This window comes from Streptomyces sp. NPDC030799, from assembly GCF_055572255.1.
The window spans coordinates 315,176-333,900 of sequence record NZ_JBVIDS010000012.1 but is presented as its reverse complement, the minus strand read 5'-3'; the positions used below and the strand labels follow the sequence as shown (position 1 = coordinate 333,900).

Genomic DNA, 18,725 nt, shown 5'->3' with positions numbered 1-18,725 from the left:
CATTCCGAACCCGGAAGCTAAGCCTCACAGCGCCGATGGTACTGCAGGGGGGACCCTGTGGGAGAGTAGGACGCCGCCGAACAAATTTTGAGAAAACCCCCGCACCACACGGTGCGGGGGTTTTCTGCGTTTAGGATCGTTCGCATGCGCTATGACTACGTCGTCCGCGCCATACGCCCCGAGGAGTGGGCCGAGGTGAAGCAGCTGCGGCTGGACGCGCTGCGGGACCCGGTGGCCCACCTTGCCTTTCTGGACTCGTACGAGGAGGCCGCGGGCCGGGCGGACGCCTTCTGGCAGGACCGGGCCGTCGGATCCGGTGAGGGGGGCACGGCGGCCCGGCAGTTCATCGCCGAGGCGGCCGACGGGGCCTGGGTGGGCTCGGCGACCGTACTGATCGAGGAGGCCGGGACGAAGGACTGGGCAGGGTGCGCCGTCGAGTGCCGGCAGGGGCATGTGGTCGGCGTGTACGTGCGGCCCGAGCACCGTGGGAACGGGCTGATCAAGGCCCTGTTCGACGCCGGCGTGGAGTGGGCGCGGGAGCGGGGTGCGGAGCGGGTGCGGTTGTTCGTGCACGAGGACAACGCACGCGCCCAGAGCGCCTACCGCAAGGCGGGGTTCGTGCCGAGCGGGGTGATCGTGCCGTTCGTGAAGGACGCGGCGCAGAACGAGCTGGAGTTCGTGCTGGACTTGCGTCCCTAGAGCGGCCCCCGACGGTTCCTAGACCGGTAGTTCCTGGTGCGGCCAGCGGGAGCGGGCCTGTTCGCGGGAGCGGAGCAGGGCGAGCGTGAGCAGGCCCTGGTCGTGGCCGGTGGCGAGCAGGTCCGGGAGCTGGGGGAGTGGGGCCACGGCCGCGATGTCGTCCAGCACCAGGGTGAGTGGTGGGTCGAGCCGACCGGAGGATGACCGTTCGGCCATGCGCCGGCCGCGCTCGACCACGCTGGAGACGAGGGCCGTCAGGAGGGGCATGGCACCGGGGCGGGTCCTGGGGTCCTCGATGGATTCACCTACCACATAAAGCGTGCCCGCTTCGTGGACGAAGGAATCCAAGGCGAGCGCATCAGTTCGGTTTGGTGTGCAGGCCTCGCGAATGTTCACCGTGGACAGGGCGGACAGGGCTCGGCCGGTCAGCTCCTGGGCGATGTCGCGGCGCTCGGGGTGGGCGGTGAGCGCCGCTTCGAGTTCGCCTGCGGCGCCGGGGGCGGCCTTGGGATGGGTACGCAGGGTGCGTACGGCGTCCTGGATCTGGGTGCCCTGGGCCCAGCGGTGGACGTGGCGGACGGTGCGGTTCTCCAGGGCGGCGGCATGGAGGTAGCTGCGCAGGAGGGTCGTTGCCGTGTCGGCCACTGCCTGGTCGATCTTGGCGGTGGGGCGGACGGGGGCGAGGAGCGCGGTGGCTCTCTGCAGTGCCGTCTGTTTGTCCGCGCAGCCCGCTGTGGGCGACCAGTGCAGGCGGGCCGGAGTGTCGCAGAGGTGGGCGGGGTCGTAGAGGAGGGTGGGGCCCAGTTTCGCTCGGGCGTCTTTCGTCTCCGACCAGAGGGCGGGGTTCGAGGTGACGACGAGGGTGGGGCCCGGCGCGTCCTGGATGGCGCGGGCCGCGGTCGCCCGGCGGCTTTCCCTGGGTGCGGTGAGGATCTTCTCCCACCCGCTCATCCGTTCACTGTCGGGTGCGAGGAGGCCCGAGCCTTGGAGTTCGGGCTCGCTGCGCGGCGCGGGTACCTCGTGCAGGGGCGCGGGTGGGTTCACGGCCGCGGGTGTCGCTGAGGGTGTCGCTGGGGGTGCCGGCGCAGGCTCTGGAGCCGGTGCGGGCAGCGGGGCCACTGCCGGTGCCGGTGCGGTGCTCTGGGTGGCCGTGGCTGCTGCTGCCGGAGACTCCTGCGCCACCCGTCTCTCGGCCCGCCGTCCGGCTCTGCCCGCGCGCCAGCGCGCCACCGCTCCCATCACGAACACGGTGAGGACGAACAGGACCATCAGCTGGCCGATGAACAGGCCCCAGAACAGTCCCCAGCCGGACAGCTGGGACGTGGGGGCGTCCGGCCAGGCACCGGTGATGTCGTGGGGTGCGCCGATGAGGTGGCGCATGGCCCGCGGGGTGCGGGTGAAGGTGACGCCCTGGGGCCAGGCGCCCTGGGCGAAGAGGGCGGCCAGGCCCGTGGCTGTCCACACCAGCACGGTCATGCCGAGGAGGAACGCGAGGATGCCGATCAGGAGGCCGTCGGGGATGCCGCCCTGGCCGTCCCGGCGGTCCTCGCGGCGCTCGCGAGCGTCCGGTCTCACCCGTTCCTCCCCTGCCTCTGCCTCTACGTCTGCTCCTGCCCTGAGCCGCCGTCGCCTGTTCCGCTACGCCACCGTCGATTCGGAGTCGCCCACGTGCTGTTCCACGAAGGCCGCCGCCCGCTGCTCGGCCTCCAGTTCGGCGGCGCGCAGGGCTTCGTCGGCCGCGAGTTCGCTGGAGGACTCGGTCATCGCGCGGTCGGTGAACACCAGCGGGCGTTCCGTCTCCGTGACCAGGTGTTTGACCACCTGGACATTGCCGTTGACGTCCCATACGGCGATGCCGGGCGTCAGTGTCGGGATGATTTCCACCGCCCACCTCGGCAAACCCAGGACCCGGCCGGTGGCCCGTGCCTCGTCCGCCTTCTGGGCGTAGATCGTCCTGGTCGACGCCATCTTCAGGATCGCCGCCGCCTCCTTGGCCGCGGCCCCGTCGACCACGTCGGACAGGTGGTGGACGACCGCGACGAAGGACAGACCGAGCCGGCGGCCGAACTTCAGGAGGCGCTGGAACAGCTGGGCGACGAACGGGCTGTTGATGATGTGCCAGGCCTCCTCGACCAGGAAGATGCGCTTCTTCCGGTCGGGGCGGATCCAGGTGTGCTCCAGCCACACGCCGACGATCGCCATGAGGATCGGCATGGCGATGGAGTTGCGGTCGATGTGGGAGAGGTCGAAGACGATCAGCGGGGCGTCGAGGTCGATGCCGACCGTGGTGGGGCCGTCGAACATGCCGCGCAGGTCACCGTCGACCAGGCGGTCCAGGACCAGGGCGACGTCCAGACCCCACGCCCGTACGTCGTCTATGGCGACGTTCATCGCCTCGGCCGACTCCGGCTCGGGGTGCCGTAGCTGCTCGACGATGTCGGAGAGGACCGGCTGGCGGTGGACGATCGTCTCGTTGACGTAGGAGTGGGCGACCTTGAGGGCGAAGCCGGAGCGTTCGTCGAGGCCGTGGCCCATCGCGACCTCGATGATCGTCCGGAGCAGCGCGAGCTGCCCGGTGGTGGTGATCGCCGGGTCGAGGGGGTTGAGCCGGATCCCGTGGTCCAGGGCGGCCGTCGGGTCCAGCCGGATAGGTGTTATTCCCAGCTCCTGCGCGATGAGGTTCCATTCGCCGACGCCGTCCTCGCCCTGGGCGTCCAGGACGACGACCTGGCGGTCCTTGAAGCGCAGCTGGCGCAGGACGTACGTCTTCTCCAGGGCCGACTTGCCGTTGCCGGACTCGCCCAGGACGAGCCAGTGCGGGGCCGGGAGCTGCTGGCCGTACAGCTGGAAGGGGTCGTAGATGTAGCCCTTTCCGGAGTACACCTCGCGGCCGATGATGACGCCGGAGTCGCCCAGGCCGGGCGCGGCCGTGGGCAGGTAGACCGCCTGGGCCTGGCCGGTGGAGGTGCGTACCGGCAGCCGGGTCGTTTCGACCTTCCCGAAGAGGAAGGAGGTGAAGGCGTCGGTGAGGACGGACAGCGGATCCCGCATCGGCGAATCAGCCCCTACCTGCGGATGCCGGTGGCGAAGGGAAGTGTGTTCACAAAGGCGCGGTGGTGCTCGCGGTCGCACCACTCCAGCTTCAGGTACGACTTTCCGGCGGAGGCCCTTATGGTCCGCTTGTCGCGGTTGAGGGCCTCCGGTGAGCGGGCGGAGACGGTGATGTAGCCGACGAGGTTGACGCCGGCTGCACCGCTGGCGAGGTCTTCGCCTCTCTGGTCGAGGCGGTTGTGGGCGGCGATGTCCCGCGGGTCGACGGTCCGGTTCATCTTGGCGGCGCGGGAGGCCTCGGCCTCGTCGTTGGTCTTCTCGGTCAGCATGCGTTCGATGGCTACCTCGGTGGGTTCGAGATCCATCGTCACGGCGACCGTTCGGATGACGTCCGGGGTGTGGACGAGGAGGGGGGCCAGGAAGTTGACCCCCACCGGGGTCATGGGCCATTCCTTCACCCAGGCGGTGGCGTGGCACCAGGGTGCGCGGGTCGTCGACTCGCGGGTCTTGGCCTGGAGGTAGGTGGGCTCCATGGCGTCGAGTTCGGCCGGCCAGGCGTTGCGCTGGGTCATGGCCTGGATGTGGTCGATGGGGTGGTCGGGGTCGTACATGGAGTGGATCAGGGACGCCAGTCGACCTTGGCCCAGCGGCTGCCGTACCCGGATGTCGGCCTCCTGGAGCCGTGAGCAGATGTCGGTGAGCTCGCGGGCCATGACGACGGCGAGCCCGGCGTCCCGGTCGACCTTGCCGCCGTGGGTGCGGACGGCGCGGGCCATGGCCTGGGCTTCGGCGGCCAGTTCGCGGTTGTAGTGCATGCAGGCGACGAGGTAGGCGCGGTGCTGCTCGCTGCTCGTGGACACCATGGACTGCAGCTGGTCGTACGACCGCTGGAGCCAGTCCAGGGAGCGGTCGTCGCCGCGCAGGGCGACGTCCTTGGCGTGCGCGTCGGGGTCGGCGGGCAGGGTGCGGGCGAGCATCTGCAGCCGTGACACGAACCCGTCTCCGTTGGCGACGTGCTTGAGCAGCGTGCCGAACCGGTCGACCAGCGCCTCCTGGTCCTCGGAGTCACGCAGGCCGACACCGGGACCTTCGATCTCGATGGCGGCGGTGACGGTCTTCCGGTCGGCGTGCAGCAGTACGGCGATCTCGTCCGGGCCGAAGGGCGCGGCCAGCCAGGTGATGCGGCCGATGCCGGGCGGCGGGCCGACTTCGACTTCGCGTCCGTCGAGGCGGGTGCCGGCTTCCATGGCGGCCGAGCGGTAGACCGCCTGGCCGCCCTTGACGGTCCGCTTGAAGCTGCGGTTGATCTCGAACCACTTGTAGAAGGTGCGGCGCTTGTAGGGCACGTAGACCGCGGCGAGTGCGAGCAGCGGGAAGCCCATCAGCAGCACGATCCGCAGGGACAGGACCGGGACGACGAGGCCGCACATCATGCCGAGGAACGCGCCCGCGATGATCAGCACGATTTCGCCGGACTCGCGGTTCCGGCCGATGATCGCGTTCGGCCGGGCGCGGCCGATCAGATATGTACGGCGGGGCGTGACCGGATGGGACAGGTGGGACTCGGTCGTCAACGCCCTTCACCTCCCGTGCGGTTGTTGCGGGTGTTGCCTGCGTGCGGGGTGTTGACCGGACTGGGCGCGCGGGGCGCGGGCGTGGCGGAGGGGACGGCTCCGCCGCCCCCGGTGGGGGTACGGCTGCTGTGGGCGGCGACTCCGCCGGTGGCGGGGTTGGCGGGGCGGGGGGCGCTGGAGCCGCCCGGTGCCGCTCCGTTGTTGCCGGCGCGGGTGCTGTGGGTCTTGATGCCCTGGGCGACGAGGGTGGCGGGGGAGCTGATGACGGCGGCGGCCTTGCTCTCGGCGCCCTGCATGATGCGGTTGTTGCGGCCGTTCGCGATCTCGTCGCCGAAGCCGGGGACGAAGCGGTAGATCATCGCGCTGGCGAAGATGGCGAGCAGGATGATGGCGAGGCCGGAGACCACGGCGGAGAAGGCGTCGGGGCCGTTGCCGCTGGAGAGGGCGCCGGCGAGCCCGAGCACGATGACGATGACGGGCTTGACGAGGATCACGGCGATCATGATGCCCGCCCAGCGGCGCACATGGCCCCACAGGTTCTTGTCCACGAGTCCTGCGTAGACGACGGTGCCGAGGAGGGCGCCGACGTAGAGGAGTGCGGCCCTGATGACCAGCTCCAGCCACAGGACGCCGGCGGCGAGGATGCTCACGAGGGAGACGACGATCAGCATGATCGGTCCGCCGCCGATGTCGGTGCCCTTGCTGAGGGCGCCGGAGAAGGTGCCGAAGAACGTGTCTGCCTGGTCGCCGGTGGCCTTGGCGAGGACGTCCGTCACGCCGTCGGTCGCGGAGACGACGGTGTACAGGATCAGCGGGGTGAAGGCGGAGGCGAGCACCGTGAGCCACAGGAAGCCGATGGCTTCGGAGATGGCGGTGGTGAGCGGCACGCCGCGCACGGCTCGTTTGGCTACGGCGAGCAGCCACAGCAGGAGCGTGAGGATCGTGGACGCGGCGAACACGATGGCGTACTGCTGCAGGAACTTGGGGTTGGTGAAGTCGACGTTGGCGGTCTCCTTCACGGCCTTGCTGAGCTTCCCGATGGTCCAGGAGGCAGCGTTGGCACAGCCTTTGGCCAGGGAGGAGAGGGGGTCGAGGGTGTCGGTGAGGGGGTTGTCGGGGGTGAGTCGGGAGGGGCCGCCCTTGGAGCCGTTGTCCTTTTCGCAGAAGTCTCGTGCGGCTCCGTGGATCAGATCGCACGGGTCGTTGCTCTTGGAGGGGGAGGGGGTAGGCGCGGCGAGGGCACGCGTTGCCATGAGGACGGCTGCTGTTTGGATGGCTGTGATTGCGCCGGCCAAAGCGAGTACGCGGTGCTTAGCGGGCATAGCTGAACCCTCCGTACTCGTTGACGGCCTTCGACATTTCGTCGGCGCTAGATGCCTTGTCATCACCTGGGAGAGGTGCCGGGCCTTCCCTTTGGGAGTGCGTGATGATCTTCCAGTCGTCGGCAGCCCACTCGAGTTGCATCGTGATGGTGAACCAGCTGTTGGTCACCGGATTCTTGGAATTGTCGCCTGCGAGACCGAGGAGTCCGCTGCACCAGACCTCAACGGTGGCCGTGTCACTGGTGGCCGCAGTGACCTTGGTGCCGATGGGGCTCGTGCGGGAGACGAACGTGTAGCCCTTCGGTGTCGTGCCGTCTGGATTCAGGCCGAGGGTTGTGTTGAAGGCAGGTGTATAGGCCTTGTTGAACGCGGCTTCGGCACTGCTCACCCTGGTCGGGGTGATGACGGCCTGCAGAATGGAGTCACGCCTAGCCCTGTTGAACATGTCCGCTGACCCCAATGCCACCGCATAATTCGCCGCCGCACTCTCCGCCCCCTGCTCCGTATGGGCGAAGCCCGAGGGGATGGTGCCGGGGGTGGTTTGGACCGGGCGCGTGCCTGAGGGGGCTGTGGAGGACGTCTGGGGGCGGGAGTCCTTTGTTGTTGGGCTGTCGGCAGACGAGTGGTCGCCTCTGTTCGCGAAAGCGATTGCTGCGATCAGGAGGACCACCACGCCGACCACCGTGATCAGGCTTCGGGAGGAGGAGCGGCGGGGGCCGCGGCGGGGGGCGCCGCCGTAGGGGTCGGTGTCGGGGAGGCGGGTGCGGGTGTGGCCCGTGTCGCCGTAGTCGCTGTAGACCGGTTCGTCTCCGGGGTTCATGCCGCGTACGCCCTCTCCACCTCGTAGAGATACGACGGTAGCCGTGCTGGTTCCCGCGCGGGCGCGGTGTGGTGACTCGACATCAGGGAGGGGTCAGACCGCCATGCCGTACACGATGGTGAACAGGGTGCCGAGGGAGCCGATGATGAAGACCCCGGTGAGGCCGGCGATGATGAGGCCCTTGCCCTGTTCGGCGCTGAAGGTGTCGCGCAGGGCCGTGGCGCCGATGCGTTGCTTCGCCGCGCCCCAGACCGCGATGCCGAGGCAGAGGAGGATGGCTACGGCCATCACCACCTCGATCATCACCTTGGCCTCGTTGCCCAGGCTGCCGAAGGGGCCCCAGTCCGGAGCGATCCCGCCGATGATGGTGTTGATGTCTCCCTTGTCGGCCGCAAAGAGCATGTAAGTCACCGCCCCTGGTGGGTAGTTCCGCTTGGCCCCCTGCGGTGTGCAGAGGTCAGGCCTCATTGTCGCCGACAACGTCGCCAACGTATGTCGACTTGACGTCATTGGCTGGCGGGTTTCGTACGAATAGCCCGTACGGTCACTCTGTGTATCACGGCAGGTCACGCCGGGCAACGAGGTGCGACCGGAACCTGGCGTGTGGTTCCGTCGTTGATCTCCTTCACGGCCTGACGCCGGCCCTTGTGCCCCTCGCACGGGTGAATGGTCCCCGGGCTACTCGTCGGAGAGCGTGAGGTTCGGCACCCGCCAGGCCGCGATCAGGAAGGCGACCAGCGACACGGCGGCGCCGGTGAGGAAGACCAGGCGCATCGAGGAGACGTACCCCTCCAGGAACGGCAGTGCGGCGCGAGGGTCGAGGGCGCGCAGGAAGGCGGAGTCCTCCAGGGCGACACCTCCGCCCGGGCGCAGGACACCTGTCAGCGCGTGCGCGTTGTCGGGCCGGGCAAGAAGGCGGCGGTAGGCCGGGTCGTGGCGGGCTTCGGCCAGCCGGCCGGTGATGCGGCCGGCCGCCGTGGTGAACAGGATCGACAGGAACGCGGTGGTGCCGGCCGTGCCGCCGTTGGCACGGAAGAAGTTGACCGACGCCGTCGCCGCGCCCATGTCCGTACGGGGTACCTCGCACTGCGCGAGGGTGGTGAGGGTCTGCATCGACGCGCCGAGCCCGGCGCCCATCAGGGCCATGCCGAGCGACGTGTGCCACAGCGGGCTGTGCACGCGCAGCGTGGCGAAGACGAGCATCGCGGCGGTGAACGAGCCGAGACCGGCGACCAGGTGGACCTTGAACCGGCCGGTCCGGGCGATCAGCCGGCCCACCAGCAGCGTCACCGTGAGATTGGCGGCGACCGTGGGCAGGGTGGCCAGACCGGCCGCCATGGGGCTCATGCCGCGTACGAGCTGGAGGTAGAGCGGCAGCGTCGTCATGGCGCCGAACATGCCGACGCCCACGACGAAGTGCAGTCCGACGCCGAGGCGGAAGGCGCGGATGCGGAACAGGCGCGGCGGCAGCAGGGCCGCGTCGCCCATCCGGTGCTCGGCCATGACGAACAGGGCGAGGCCCAGTCCGCCGATCGCGTACATCAGCAGGGCCGGGGCAGAGGCCCAGCCCCAGGTGCGGCCCTGCTCGGCGACGGTCAGCAGCGGTACCAGCGACAGGGCCAGGGCGAGCGCTCCGGGGTGGTCGAGCCGGTGCCGGACCCGTCGGTGCGGAAAGCGGAGCACACGGACGATCGTCACGGCGGCCGCGGCGGCGAGCGGGACGTTGATCAGGAAGATCCAGCGCCAGCCGTCGATGCCGAGCAGGGTGGCCCGGTCGGCGAACGCGCCGCCCACCAGCGGGCCGACGATGCTGGCGCCGCCGAACACGGCCATGAACCAGCCCTGGTAGCGGCCCCTTTCCCGCGGGGTGGTGAGGTCGGCGACGATCGTCATCGCCAGCGACATCAGCCCGCCGCCGCCGAGGCCCTGCACGGCACGGAACGCCGCGAGTTCGTAGATCGACCCGGCACATCCGCACAGCAGTGAGCCGGCCGTGAACAGGGCGATCGCGGCGAGATGGACGGGCCGGCGGCCGTGGATGTCGGAGAGCTTGCCGTACAGCGGCGTCGCGATGGTGGCGGTGATGAGGTACGCGGTGGTCACCCACGCCTGGGCCGTCAGCCCGTGCAGGTCGTCGGCGATGGTGCGCAGCGCGGAGGAGACCACCGTCTGGTCCAGTGCCCCCAGGAACATGCCGAGTACCAGCCCGGACATGACGGTGGTGATCTGCCGGTGACTGAGCCGCGCGGGCGCATCCCCTGCCGCGTCCTGGTGCTGGGTGCCGGAGAACGTCATGTGTCGTCCTTGGGGATGGGGGAGTGGGGCGGGTCCGGGTGGGCCGGGGCGGCGGGGCGTGCGGGTGTCCCGTCCTGTCCCCGGCCCGGCGGCCGGCCGGTCAGCCGGCGATCCCCTCCAGGTCGGCGACCGCGTGCTCGATGCGCGGCAGCGCGAGCATGGCCAGCTGGGCCGACCGGGCCCGTGCCCGGGGCGCAGGGTCGGCGAGGAGCTTGCGGCACACGTCGGCGATGCCGGCCGCGCTTCGGTCGGTGATGTGGCGGCCCAGGCCCAGTTCCTCCACGCGGTCCGCGTTGGCGTGCTGGTCCCCGAAGTGCGGCAGGACGGCCAGTGGCGTAGCGGTGCGCATCGCCTCGCGGATGCTGTTGAAGCCGCCGTGGGTGACGAACAGGTCGACCGACTCCAGCAGCAGCGGCTGCGGCACCCGGTCGGTGACGTGGACGTGGCCGGGCAGCCCTTCGGTGTCCAGCGGTATCCCGGACGTCGACACGACCACCGTGCAGTCGTCCAGCTCGGATGCCGCCTGCGCGATCGCACGCAGGCTGTCGGCGGCGTCCGGCATCTTCACGGGCAGCGGTGCCGGGCGGCCCGCCGCGCGTTCGCGCAGCGCCGGCAGGGCGGTGCCGACGGCGGCGTACACCAGTGGCCGGTCCGTGCACAGTGCGGCGGCCCACTCGGGCAGTACCGCGGCGCGCTCGACGTCCACCGTCTGCCGGTAGGCCCAGGCCCGGGACAGGTGCCGGGCGAAGGAGAAGGCGGGCGGGACGTAGTCGACGCGGCCGTGCGGTGCGACGGACAGGGGGTCGCCGGACTCGGGCAGCCCGAGCTCCTGGCGCCGCTGGTTGAGCTGCTCCAGCACCTCGGCGGGGTCCAGCGTGTTGTTGAACCCGGAGGGGGTCGGCAGCTGCGGTACGCCCAGCAGCTCGGCGGTGAGCACGGCGGCCATGTCCATGCCGTCGCGCAGGATCAGATCGGGGCGGAAGTTCCGGGCGAGGGGGAGCAGGACGTCCAGGTGCGGCTTGACGCCCGGCCCGGTCAGGGCCCGCAGCAGCATCCGGCTCATGGCCGCCGTCGGCTCCGTCAGGTCGGCGGTGTCCTGGAGTTCGGCGAGGTACGGCGCCATCCGGGCCATCGGGTCGAATTCGGGTAAGGCGGTGTCCACCCGGACGTCGTCGTCGCGGAAGACGGGGGCGAGGGCATCGCTGGTGACGACCAGCACCTGGTGCCCGGCCTCGGCGAGGGCGCGCAGCAGGGGCAGCTGGGCGCGGCCGTGGGAGGGACTGCCGAGCGTGGTGCACAGAACGCGCATGGTGTGAGCCTTTCTCTCGGGCCTGTTCGGGGGTGGGGGAGGAGGTTGGGGGTACGGCGTTCACGCCGTCCGGGTCGGCGCCGCCGCGCGTCCGATGCCCTGCCAGAGCAGTCCGGCCCGCGCGAGCCGGTCCGCGTCCAGCAGGTTGCGGAAGTCGTGGACCTCCCGGCCCGCCATGCGCGCGGCGATCGCCGCCCAGTCCAGGTCGCGCAGCTCCTGCCACTCGGTGAGGACCACGCAGGCCGCGGCCCCCTGCGCCGCCCGCACCGGGTCGTCGACGAGGTCGACCAGATCGCTCAGGTCGGGCCGCTCCTCGCGCAACGCCGGGTCGTACGCGGTCAGTTCGGCGCCCCGCTCGCGCAGCAGCCGGGCGACGGCGAGCGCGGGCGAGTCGCGCAGGTCGGAGGTGCCGGCCTTGAAGGTCAGGCCGTACAGGGCGAGCCGTACGCCGTGCAGCGAGCCGTCCTTGCCGCGCCCGCACGTGGCGGCGACCTGGTCGACGAGCCGCCGCTGGTGGGTGACGTTGGTCTCGATGGTGGCGCGCAGCAGCGGGAAGTCGACCCCGGCCCGGTCGCACGCGGTGAGCAGGGCGTGGGTGTCCTTGGGCAGGCAGGAGCCGCCCCAGCCGGGTCCGGGCCGCAGGAACGCGGAGCCGATGCGCGGGTCGCGTCCGATGCCCTCGGTGACATCGGTGATGTCGGCGCCGAAGTGCTCGCAGACGGTGGCGAGGTTGTTGGCGAAGGACAGCTTCATCGCGAGGAAGAAGTTCGCCGCGTACTTGGTCAGTTCGGCGCTGGCGGGGTCGGTCAGCACCAGCGGGGCGTCCAGTGCGGCGTACAGGTCGGCCACGCGCCGGGCGGCCGCGCGGTCGGCGGCGCCGATCACGATGCGGTCGGGGTGCAGGAAGTCGTGGACGGCGCGGCCCTCGCGCAGGAACTCGGGGTTGCTCACCACGGTCACGTCCGTCCGGCCGAGGAGCGCGGCGACGCGCTCGCTGGTGCCGACCGGCACGGTGGACTTGTTGACGACGACACAGCCGGGCGGCAGTACTTCGCGGATCTGGCCGGCGACGGCCTCCACGGCGGCGAGATCGGCCGCGCCGCCCGCGCCCATGGGTGTGGGCAGGCACAGGAACACCACCTCGGCCTCGGTGACGGCGGCTGCGGTGTCGCCGGTGAAGTGGAGCCGGTCCGCTTCCAGGGCGTCCCGGACGGTCTCGGGCAGGCCGGGTTCCAGGATGTCCACCCGGGCCTCGCGCAGCCGCTCGACCTTGTGGGGGTCGGCGTCCGCGCACACCACTGAGTGGCCGAGGGAGGCCAGGCAGGCACCGGTGGTCAGTCCGACGTAACCGGTTCCGATCACGGCGACGCGTCGAGCAGGCACAGGGGTTCACCCTTTCCGGTCGGTGGTGCCCGCGCGGCCTCAACGCAGGGGCTACGGCGGGCAGTTAAGTCATCAATCGTTGACCTGGCTCAGGTATGACATGCGGCGCGAAGGGAAGTCAACGATTGATGACATCGGTCGGTGACTTTGAGACAGCCGCCGCAGACTCGAATATGGGCGGAGGGCTGCGAGGGCCGAGGACGACGGAGGTACGGTGACGTGAGGGAAACGCAGGACGGCAAGGCCCCGAAGGCAGCGGCCTGCCGGCCGGCCCGCAGGCGCTCGGCCTCGGCCACGCGCACCGCGCTCAGGGGGGCCGCGGCCCTCCGCTTCGGCAAGTACGGCTACGAGGGCACCAGCGTGCGCGACATCGCGGGCGACGTGGGCGTGGACGCCGCCCTCGTCTACCGCTACTTCGGATCGAAGGAAGCGCTGTTCAACGACGTGTCGGGCACCGGCAAGATATTCGAACCGCTGCTGGAGGAGCCGGTCGAGGCGATCCCCGACTGGTTCTGCGCACTGCTGCTGGGAGCGCCGGCGGAAGGCGACTTCCCGCACCCGGTGCTGTCCGTGCTGCGGTCCTCCGGCCGTGACGAGGCGGTGGGGCGGTTGCGCGCGGACTTCACGGAGGTGTTCTCCAAGCGCCTGGCCGCCCGCCTCGGCGGCCCCGACGCCGACCTGCGCGCGGAACTCCTGGCGGCCTGGATGCTCGGCACCAGCCTGCTGCGCACGGAGATCCGCCCTCCCGCGCTGGTCTCGGCGCCGGACGCCACGGTGGAGCGGTATCTGCGGGCGGGCATCGAGGTCCTGCTGGACCCGGCGCCGGAATGCGACGACGAGCAGGGCGCGTGCCAGGAGTAGGGGGCGTCGGCCGCCCTGGCCGGTGCCGCGCAGGGCAGGTGCTCCGGACAGGGAGAACGGGCCGCGGCCGGCTGCCGTGGCCCGTTCTCCCCTTCGTGCCGCCGAGGGGGCCCTACGTCCCCCTCACCTGGCGGCTCCCCGTGACCCGACGGGGTGGTTCAGGCGGTGCTCAGCTCGCGCCGAAGGCGGTCGTGCCCTCGGGGGTGCCCCAGCCGGTCGGGCCGTCGTGGCCGGACCGGGCGGTGCAGAAGTACGACGTGGCGCAGCTGATCAATGGCACTGTGCCGGCGCTGTGCTGGGCGCGGCTTGACCCGGGGCACAGGGCTCTCACAGGAGGAGCCGGGGTCAGCGGGGCGTGAGGCCGTGCAGCAGCAGGTGGACGTGTGCGGCCAGGCCGCTCATCGTCTCCTCGGCGTCGAGCGCGCAGCCGGCGATGAGGGCGGCGAGGCCGTGCAGGCTCGCCGCGGCGACCAGGGTGATGCGCTCGGGGTCGCCCTGCACTATCTCGCCGCGCTGCTGGGCGTCCGCGATCATCCGGGTGAAGGAGCCGAGGGATTCGTCGACGGCCGCGGCGAGCTGCGCGGAGCTGTCGGGGTGGTGCTTGCGCGCGAACATCAGCTCCAGCAGCTCCGGGTTGCCGACGGCGAAGCCGAGATAGGCCCGCGCGAGGGCCGTCATCCGCTCCTCGAAGGACTGCTCCGGCCGGTCGGTCGCGGCGTTCAGTGCCTGGTTCAGACGCTCGTACCCGTCCAGCGCGAGGGCGTCCAGCAGGGCCTGCTTGTCCTTGAAGTGCCGGCCGGGGGCCGCGTGGCTCACCCCGACGTCCCGGGCCAGCTCGCGCAGCGAGAGCGCGCCGACCCCCTTCTCGCGCAGGGTGCGCTCGGCGCTCTTGAGCAGGGCGGCGCGCAGGTCTCCGTGGTGATAGGGGCGGTTCGTCGGTGACGGGGACATGCGCGGCATGCCGACCATCGTAACCTGATGTTGTCATTGACATCATTGTTGGCGGTGCCTACTTTGGGGCCATGACCGATAAGTGGAATGTGACCCGCCTCCCTGACCAGACCGGCCGTACGGCCGTGATCACCGGCGCCAACAGCGGCCTCGGCCTCGCGACCGCGGAGGCGCTGGCCCGGGCCGGCGCGCATGTGGTGTTGGCCGTACGGGACCTCGCGCGGGGCGGCGCCGCCGCGGCGAAGGTGGGCGGCAGCACCGAGGTGCGCCGCCTGGACCTGGCAGACCTGGACTCGGTGCGCGAGTTCGCGGACGCGTGGGACCGCCCGCTGGACCTGCTGATCAACAACGCGGGCGTGATGATGCTGCCGGAGCAGCGCACCAAACAGGGCTTCGAGATGCAGTTCGGCACGAACCACCTCGGGCACTTCGCGCTGACGAACCTGCTCCTGCCGTATGTGACGGACCGGGTGGTGACGGTGTCCTCCGGCGCCCACCGCTTCGGCGACGGAGTGATCCACTTCGCCGACGTCAACCTGCGCGGCCGCTACACCCCGGTCCGGGCCTACGCCCAGTCGAAGCTGGCGAACCTCCTGTTCACCCTGGAACTCCAGCGCCGCCTCACCGAGGCCGGATCCCCCGTACGGGCCCTCGCCGCCCATCCCGGCTACGCGGCCACCAACCTGCAGAGCCACAGCGCGAACCCGCTGGCCAGGGCCGTGATGGCGGTCGGCAACAAGGTGTTCGCGCAGACCGACAAGGCCGGCGCGCTGCCCACCCTCTACGCCGCGAGCCAGGACCTGCCCGCAGCGGCGTACGTGGGCCCCGCCGGCCTCGGCGAGATGCGCGGCGCCCCCACGCTGGTCGGCCGCAGCGCGGCGGCCAGCGACCCGGAGGCGGCCCGTCGGCTGTGGACGCTGTCTCAGGAGATGACCGGGGTGTCGTGGGGGCTGAAGCCGGTCAGCCGACCGTGATGTGCGTGTCCATGCCGAGCTGCTTGTGGCCGTCGATCGGGCAGTACAGGTCGTAGGTGCCCTTCTTGAGGGTCACCGTCAGGGTGGCCTGCTGACCGCTGTCGACGTTCTTGGTCCTGGCGTCCTCCACGCCGGGCCCGTCGATCGACAGGGCGTGCGTGATCTTGCCGTGGTTGTCGGAGACGAAGGTGTAGGTGCCCGGGGTGAAGGACGACCGGGACAGTTTCAGCGCGTACTCGGTCTCGGTGACCGTCACCCGGGCCCCCGGGCCGTCCTTCGCCGGGCCGCTCGCGCTCGGCTGACTGCCGCCGCCTCCGCCCGAGCAGGCGGCCAGCACGAGGGCGGCGGTGAAGGCGACCGCCGTCGTGCCGAATGCCGTACGGGTGCGGGTACGGGTCATGTGGGTCGAGGTTGCCATCCGACTCATCGCCTTCTGGTCATTCTTCCGAGCTAAGGGCTGTCTTTCCGGATAAAGAGCGCCTACAGGTAGTACGTCCAGGTATCCGCCAGAGTTCATCTGCGCACTCGCGCCGCGACGGCCCTGCCGCACGACGTTTCACAGGAAAATCTCGGCGAAGCCGGGGCGCGATTCTCACTTTCCTGGGACAGAGTGGGGGCTGATGAAGCGCTCCTCACGCATCTCGGTCACCTCGCGCCCCGCGCTGCTCGGCGCCGTGGTGATGCTCGCGCTGACCTCGGCGTCCGTGGCGGCCGCCGACGACGGACCGGGGCCCTTGGGGGTCACCGTCGACGCCGTCGCGAACCGGCACACGCTGCGGGTCGGCGCGCTGTTCGGCGCGGACCGGGCCGACCACCTGGCCGGCGGGCACTTCTGCACGGCCTCGGTCGTGCACAGCCCGCAGCGCGACCTCATCGTCACCGCCGCACACTGCGTCGGCGGCGCCGACAGCGACCTGGTGTTCGTGCCGGGCTACCGGGACGGGCGGGCGCCGTACGGGGTGTGGAAGGTGGACAGGCGGTATCTGCCCGACGGCTGGGCCAAGGACCAGGACGAGGACAGCGACCTGGCCTTCGCCACCGTCGCCGAGCTGGACGGCAAGCACATCGAGGACGTGGTGGGCGGCAACCGGTTCGCGCCCGGCATGGCCACCGGCGCCACCGCCGTGACGCTCACCGGCTACCCCGACACCCGCGAAGCGCCCATCAGCTGCACCAACAAGCCGACCCCGCACAGCACGAGCCAGCAGCGCATCGACTGCCCCGCCTTCACCGTCGGCACCAGCGGCAGCCCCTGGATCAACGGCGACGGTCAGGTGGTCGGGGTGCTCGGCGGCCATGACGAGGGTGGGACGACCGACGACGTGTCGTACAGCGTGGTGCTGAGAAGCGGGGCGGCGGAGCTGTACAAGGACGCGGCCGGCGGTTCCTGAGCCCGGCCGCGTGCGGCGCGGTGTGATAGGGCGTCAGGGGTACTGCAGGCCCGGGGTTTTCGTTCGCCGGCCAGAGGTTCTCGTGCCGGGACGGGTCCGCTCTTAGACTGCTGCGGGTGGACTTGCCGGTGGCGAGGGGCGGTTGACGGTGCGTAAGGCGTGGGTCGTCGGTGGTGCCCTCGTGGGGGGCGGACTGAGCTTCGTCATGCTGCTCGTCGTCGGGGTGTACGTCGTCGCCGGAAACCTCCTCAACTCGGCCACCTCGGGCAGCCGGGGGCTCGCGAAGGGGTCCGTACCGGCCGCCTACAAGTCGCTCGTGCAGCAGTGGGGCAATCTGTGCCCGGCGCTCAGCCCGGCGCTGCTCGCCGCCCAGCTGTACCAGGAGAGCGGCTGGAACCCGGCCGTCGTCAGCCCCGCCGACGCCCGCGGCATCGCCCAGTTCATCCCCAGTACCTGGGCCACGCACGGCATCGACGGCAACGGGGACGGCAAGCGGGACATCTGGGACCCCAACGACGCGATTCCGTCCGCCGCTTCCTACGACTGCGAACTCGCCAAGGACGTGAAGGACGTTCCGGGCAACGTCTCCGACAACATGCTCGCCGCCTACAACGCCGGTGCGTACCGCGTCATAAGGGCCGGCGGGGTTCCGGCCATCAGCGAGACGCAGAACTACGTCAAGCGGATCCGGAGCCTGGAGCAGAGCTTCGCCGCGCCCGTCAGCCGGCTGGACCCCACCCGGCAGGCCGCCGGTGCCATCGCCTTTGCGCAGAGCAAGCTGGGTACGCCCTATCTGTGGGGCGGCGAGGGATCGGCCGCGCAGGGCGGGCGGTTCGACTGCTCGGGGCTCACCCAGGCGGCGTACGCGAAGGTCGGAATCACCCTGCCCCGCGTGGCCAACGACCAGTACAACGCCGGCCCGCACCCTTCGCGGGACCAGCTCCTCCCGGGTGACCTGGTGTTCTTCTCCACCGACCGCACTGACTCACGGGCCATCCACCACGTGGGCATCTACGTGGGCGGCGGGTACATGATCGATGCGCCGCGCACCGGCGCCGTCATCCGGTTCGATCCCGTCGACACGCAGGACTACTTCGGCGCCACGCGGGTCACCGCAGATGGCGCAAAAGCGCTCCCCACGGCGGTTTGAGACGGTGTGCACCGTGCGTGAACCCACCCCCTGAGCTGCGATGACGAGTCTCTCTTCGATAACGTCTGCGTGATCTTTCAGTGGAGAGTGGAACGTATTGATGGTGGCCGTGCGTTCCTGTTGACGTAGCCGAGCGGACGTCAGTACGGCAGTGCAGCGGAAGCGGATCTACGAACCACGGGGGTAGGAGCGGCGCACACGAGGTGCGTCCGGTAGCCGACGAAGGGGCCGCAGCACCATGGCTGTACTCGCCGAATCCGGATCGAACCCCGACGTCGACCTGCTCTACGACATCAATGGCCTGGCCAAGGACGCCCCGCACTGGTTCGACCGGGTCATGGAGTTCGTCGGTGAGTACGGCCTGCTGCTGGCCATGGTCCTGCTGGTGCTGTGGAGTTGGTGGTCCGTGCGGCGCCGGGACGGCGAGGATGCCGCCTCTTCCGTCGCCGCACTGCTGTGGGCGCCGCTCGCGGCCGGCATCGCCGTGCTGGTGAACGTGCCCATCCGGGGGTTCGTGGAGAGACCCCGTCCCTTTGTGCAACACCAGGGGCTGGACGTCCTCGTCTCCGGCAAGACCGACTTCTCCTTCGTCAGCGACCACGCGACGATCACCATGGCGCTGGGCGTGGGACTGTTCGTCGCCAACCGCCGGTTCGGCATCGCCGGGATCGGGCTGGCGCTGCTGGAGGGCTTCTGCCGGGTGTACATGGGGGTGCACTATCCGACGGACGTCGTCGGCGGGTTCGCGCTCGGCACGGCGGTCGCGCTGCTGCTGTCGCCGCCGGCGATGGCGCTGCTCACCCCCTTGATGCGAGCGGTGGAACGGTCGCCGAGGGCGGGCTGGATCGTCCGGCGCCGGCCGGTGAGCGGGGCGCGTGAGGGTGCGGTGCTGCCGGGTGCCCGTAAGCCGGTCGAGTCCGAGGAACGGGACCTGGCGGCGTAGCC

At 70.6% G+C, this 18,725-nt stretch carries 17 protein-coding genes and 1 rRNA gene; 7 read left to right on the top strand and 11 right to left on the bottom strand.

Annotated features, from left to right (window positions below):
* Nucleotides 1-82 (top strand): 5S ribosomal RNA (gene rrf, locus ACZ41I_RS29500); the annotation flags it as partial.
* Nucleotides 83-144: 62 nt separating this feature from the next.
* Complete coding sequence (locus ACZ41I_RS29495; RefSeq protein WP_468515485.1) at nt 145-699, top strand: GNAT family N-acetyltransferase; 555 nt, start codon at nt 145-147, stop codon at nt 697-699.
* Between the two features lie 18 nt (nt 700-717).
* On the opposite strand, the gene ACZ41I_RS29490 is transcribed toward ACZ41I_RS29495, so the two are convergent.
* The 9 genes from ACZ41I_RS29490 to ACZ41I_RS29450 form a co-directional block, all read right to left on the bottom strand.
* Nucleotides 718-2,274: a type IV secretory system conjugative DNA transfer family protein gene (locus ACZ41I_RS29490; RefSeq protein ID WP_468515484.1), complete on the bottom strand. Its 1,557-nt coding sequence runs from the start codon at nt 2,272-2,274 to the stop codon at nt 718-720.
* A gap of 63 nt (nt 2,275-2,337) precedes the next feature.
* Entirely contained in the window at nt 2,338-3,750 is a 1,413-nt protein-coding gene (locus ACZ41I_RS29485; RefSeq protein WP_363218260.1) for an ATP-binding protein, read from the bottom strand.
* A gap of 14 nt (nt 3,751-3,764) precedes the next feature.
* Nucleotides 3,765-5,324: an SCO6880 family protein gene (locus tag ACZ41I_RS29480; RefSeq protein ID WP_363218261.1), complete on the bottom strand. Its 1,560-nt coding sequence runs from the start codon at nt 5,322-5,324 to the stop codon at nt 3,765-3,767.
* Nucleotides 5,321-6,646: a hypothetical protein gene (locus ACZ41I_RS29475; RefSeq protein ID WP_468320693.1), complete on the bottom strand. Its 1,326-nt coding sequence runs from the start codon at nt 6,644-6,646 to the stop codon at nt 5,321-5,323. Before ACZ41I_RS29475 ends, ACZ41I_RS29480 begins: the two co-directional genes overlap by 4 nt.
* The gene (locus tag ACZ41I_RS29470) at nt 6,636-7,466 is read right to left on the bottom strand and encodes a DUF8175 domain-containg protein (RefSeq protein WP_468515483.1); all 831 of its coding nucleotides are present in this window, start codon (nt 7,464-7,466) and stop codon (nt 6,636-6,638) included. Before ACZ41I_RS29470 ends, ACZ41I_RS29475 begins: the two co-directional genes overlap by 11 nt.
* 93 nt (nt 7,467-7,559) lie before the next feature.
* A complete protein-coding gene (locus ACZ41I_RS29465; RefSeq protein WP_014673544.1) occupies nt 7,560-7,868 on the bottom strand; it encodes a hypothetical protein in 309 nt (102 codons plus the stop codon).
* A gap of 276 nt (nt 7,869-8,144) precedes the next feature.
* On the bottom strand, nt 8,145-9,761 hold the full coding sequence (locus ACZ41I_RS29460) for an MDR family MFS transporter (protein WP_468515482.1): 1,617 nt from the start codon (nt 9,759-9,761) through the stop codon (nt 8,145-8,147).
* 100 nt (nt 9,762-9,861) lie between these two features.
* The gene (locus tag ACZ41I_RS29455; protein WP_468320685.1) at nt 9,862-11,070 is read right to left on the bottom strand and encodes a glycosyltransferase; all 1,209 of its coding nucleotides are present in this window, start codon (nt 11,068-11,070) and stop codon (nt 9,862-9,864) included.
* 60 nt (nt 11,071-11,130) lie between these two features.
* On the bottom strand, nt 11,131-12,453 hold the full coding sequence (locus ACZ41I_RS29450) for a UDP-glucose dehydrogenase family protein (protein ID WP_468320681.1): 1,323 nt from the start codon (nt 12,451-12,453) through the stop codon (nt 11,131-11,133).
* Between the two features lie 219 nt (nt 12,454-12,672).
* Between ACZ41I_RS29450 and ACZ41I_RS29445 the strand changes: the two genes are divergently transcribed.
* Nucleotides 12,673-13,314, top strand: a complete 642-nt coding sequence (locus ACZ41I_RS29445; RefSeq protein WP_363218267.1) for a TetR/AcrR family transcriptional regulator — start codon at nt 12,673-12,675, stop codon at nt 13,312-13,314.
* Between the two features lie 345 nt (nt 13,315-13,659).
* On the opposite strand, the gene ACZ41I_RS29440 is transcribed toward ACZ41I_RS29445, so the two are convergent.
* On the bottom strand, nt 13,660-14,283 hold the full coding sequence (locus ACZ41I_RS29440) for a TetR/AcrR family transcriptional regulator (RefSeq protein ID WP_399774588.1): 624 nt from the start codon (nt 14,281-14,283) through the stop codon (nt 13,660-13,662).
* Nucleotides 14,284-14,336: 53 nt separating this feature from the next.
* Between ACZ41I_RS29440 and ACZ41I_RS29435 the strand changes: the two genes are divergently transcribed.
* Nucleotides 14,337-15,239: an oxidoreductase gene (locus ACZ41I_RS29435; RefSeq protein WP_468515481.1), complete on the top strand. Its 903-nt coding sequence runs from the start codon at nt 14,337-14,339 to the stop codon at nt 15,237-15,239.
* Here ACZ41I_RS29435 and ACZ41I_RS29430 read toward each other — a convergent pair.
* Nucleotides 15,226-15,639, bottom strand: a complete 414-nt coding sequence (locus ACZ41I_RS29430) for a cupredoxin domain-containing protein (protein WP_468515480.1) — start codon at nt 15,637-15,639, stop codon at nt 15,226-15,228. The genes ACZ41I_RS29435 and ACZ41I_RS29430 overlap by 14 nt on opposite strands.
* 220 nt (nt 15,640-15,859) lie before the next feature.
* Here ACZ41I_RS29430 and ACZ41I_RS29425 point away from each other — a divergent pair, with 220 nt between their 5' ends.
* The 3 genes from ACZ41I_RS29425 (at nt 15,860) to ACZ41I_RS29415 (ending at nt 18,723) form a co-directional block, all read left to right on the top strand.
* The gene (locus ACZ41I_RS29425) at nt 15,860-16,630 is read left to right on the top strand and encodes a trypsin-like serine peptidase (protein ID WP_468515479.1); all 771 of its coding nucleotides are present in this window, start codon (nt 15,860-15,862) and stop codon (nt 16,628-16,630) included.
* A gap of 142 nt (nt 16,631-16,772) precedes the next feature.
* Nucleotides 16,773-17,780 (top strand): C40 family peptidase, encoded by a 1,008-nt coding sequence (locus ACZ41I_RS29420; RefSeq protein WP_468515478.1) that lies wholly within the window; start codon nt 16,773-16,775, stop codon nt 17,778-17,780.
* A gap of 238 nt (nt 17,781-18,018) precedes the next feature.
* Entirely contained in the window at nt 18,019-18,723 is a 705-nt protein-coding gene (locus tag ACZ41I_RS29415; protein ID WP_399774582.1) for a phosphatase PAP2 family protein, read from the top strand.
* Nucleotides 18,724-18,725: the final 2 nt, after the last annotated feature.

What these genes read in the sequence shown, in the direction of transcription:
- ACZ41I_RS29485 (WP_363218260.1), bottom strand. Translation starts at nt 3,750, where the DNA reads ATGCGGGATCCGCTGTCCGTCCTCACCGACGCCTTCACCTCCTTCCTC.
- ACZ41I_RS29440 (WP_399774588.1), bottom strand. Translation starts at nt 14,283, where the DNA reads ATGGTCGGCATGCCGCGCATGTCCCCGTCACCGACGAACCGCCCCTAT.
- ACZ41I_RS29465 (WP_014673544.1), bottom strand. Translation starts at nt 7,868, where the DNA reads ATGCTCTTTGCGGCCGACAAGGGAGACATCAACACCATCATCGGCGGG.
- ACZ41I_RS29435 (WP_468515481.1), top strand. Translation starts at nt 14,337, where the DNA reads ATGACCGATAAGTGGAATGTGACCCGCCTCCCTGACCAGACCGGCCGT.
- ACZ41I_RS29495 (WP_468515485.1), top strand. Translation starts at nt 145, where the DNA reads ATGCGCTATGACTACGTCGTCCGCGCCATACGCCCCGAGGAGTGGGCC.
- ACZ41I_RS29460 (WP_468515482.1), bottom strand. Translation starts at nt 9,761, where the DNA reads ATGACGTTCTCCGGCACCCAGCACCAGGACGCGGCAGGGGATGCGCCC.
- ACZ41I_RS29415 (WP_399774582.1), top strand. Translation starts at nt 18,019, where the DNA reads ATGGCTGTACTCGCCGAATCCGGATCGAACCCCGACGTCGACCTGCTC.
- ACZ41I_RS29425 (WP_468515479.1), top strand. Translation starts at nt 15,860, where the DNA reads ATGAAGCGCTCCTCACGCATCTCGGTCACCTCGCGCCCCGCGCTGCTC.
- ACZ41I_RS29475 (WP_468320693.1), bottom strand. Translation starts at nt 6,646, where the DNA reads ATGCCCGCTAAGCACCGCGTACTCGCTTTGGCCGGCGCAATCACAGCC.
- ACZ41I_RS29455 (WP_468320685.1), bottom strand. Translation starts at nt 11,070, where the DNA reads ATGCGCGTTCTGTGCACCACGCTCGGCAGTCCCTCCCACGGCCGCGCC.
- ACZ41I_RS29430 (WP_468515480.1), bottom strand. Translation starts at nt 15,639, where the DNA reads ATGACCCGTACCCGCACCCGTACGGCATTCGGCACGACGGCGGTCGCC.
- ACZ41I_RS29470 (WP_468515483.1), bottom strand. Translation starts at nt 7,466, where the DNA reads ATGAACCCCGGAGACGAACCGGTCTACAGCGACTACGGCGACACGGGC.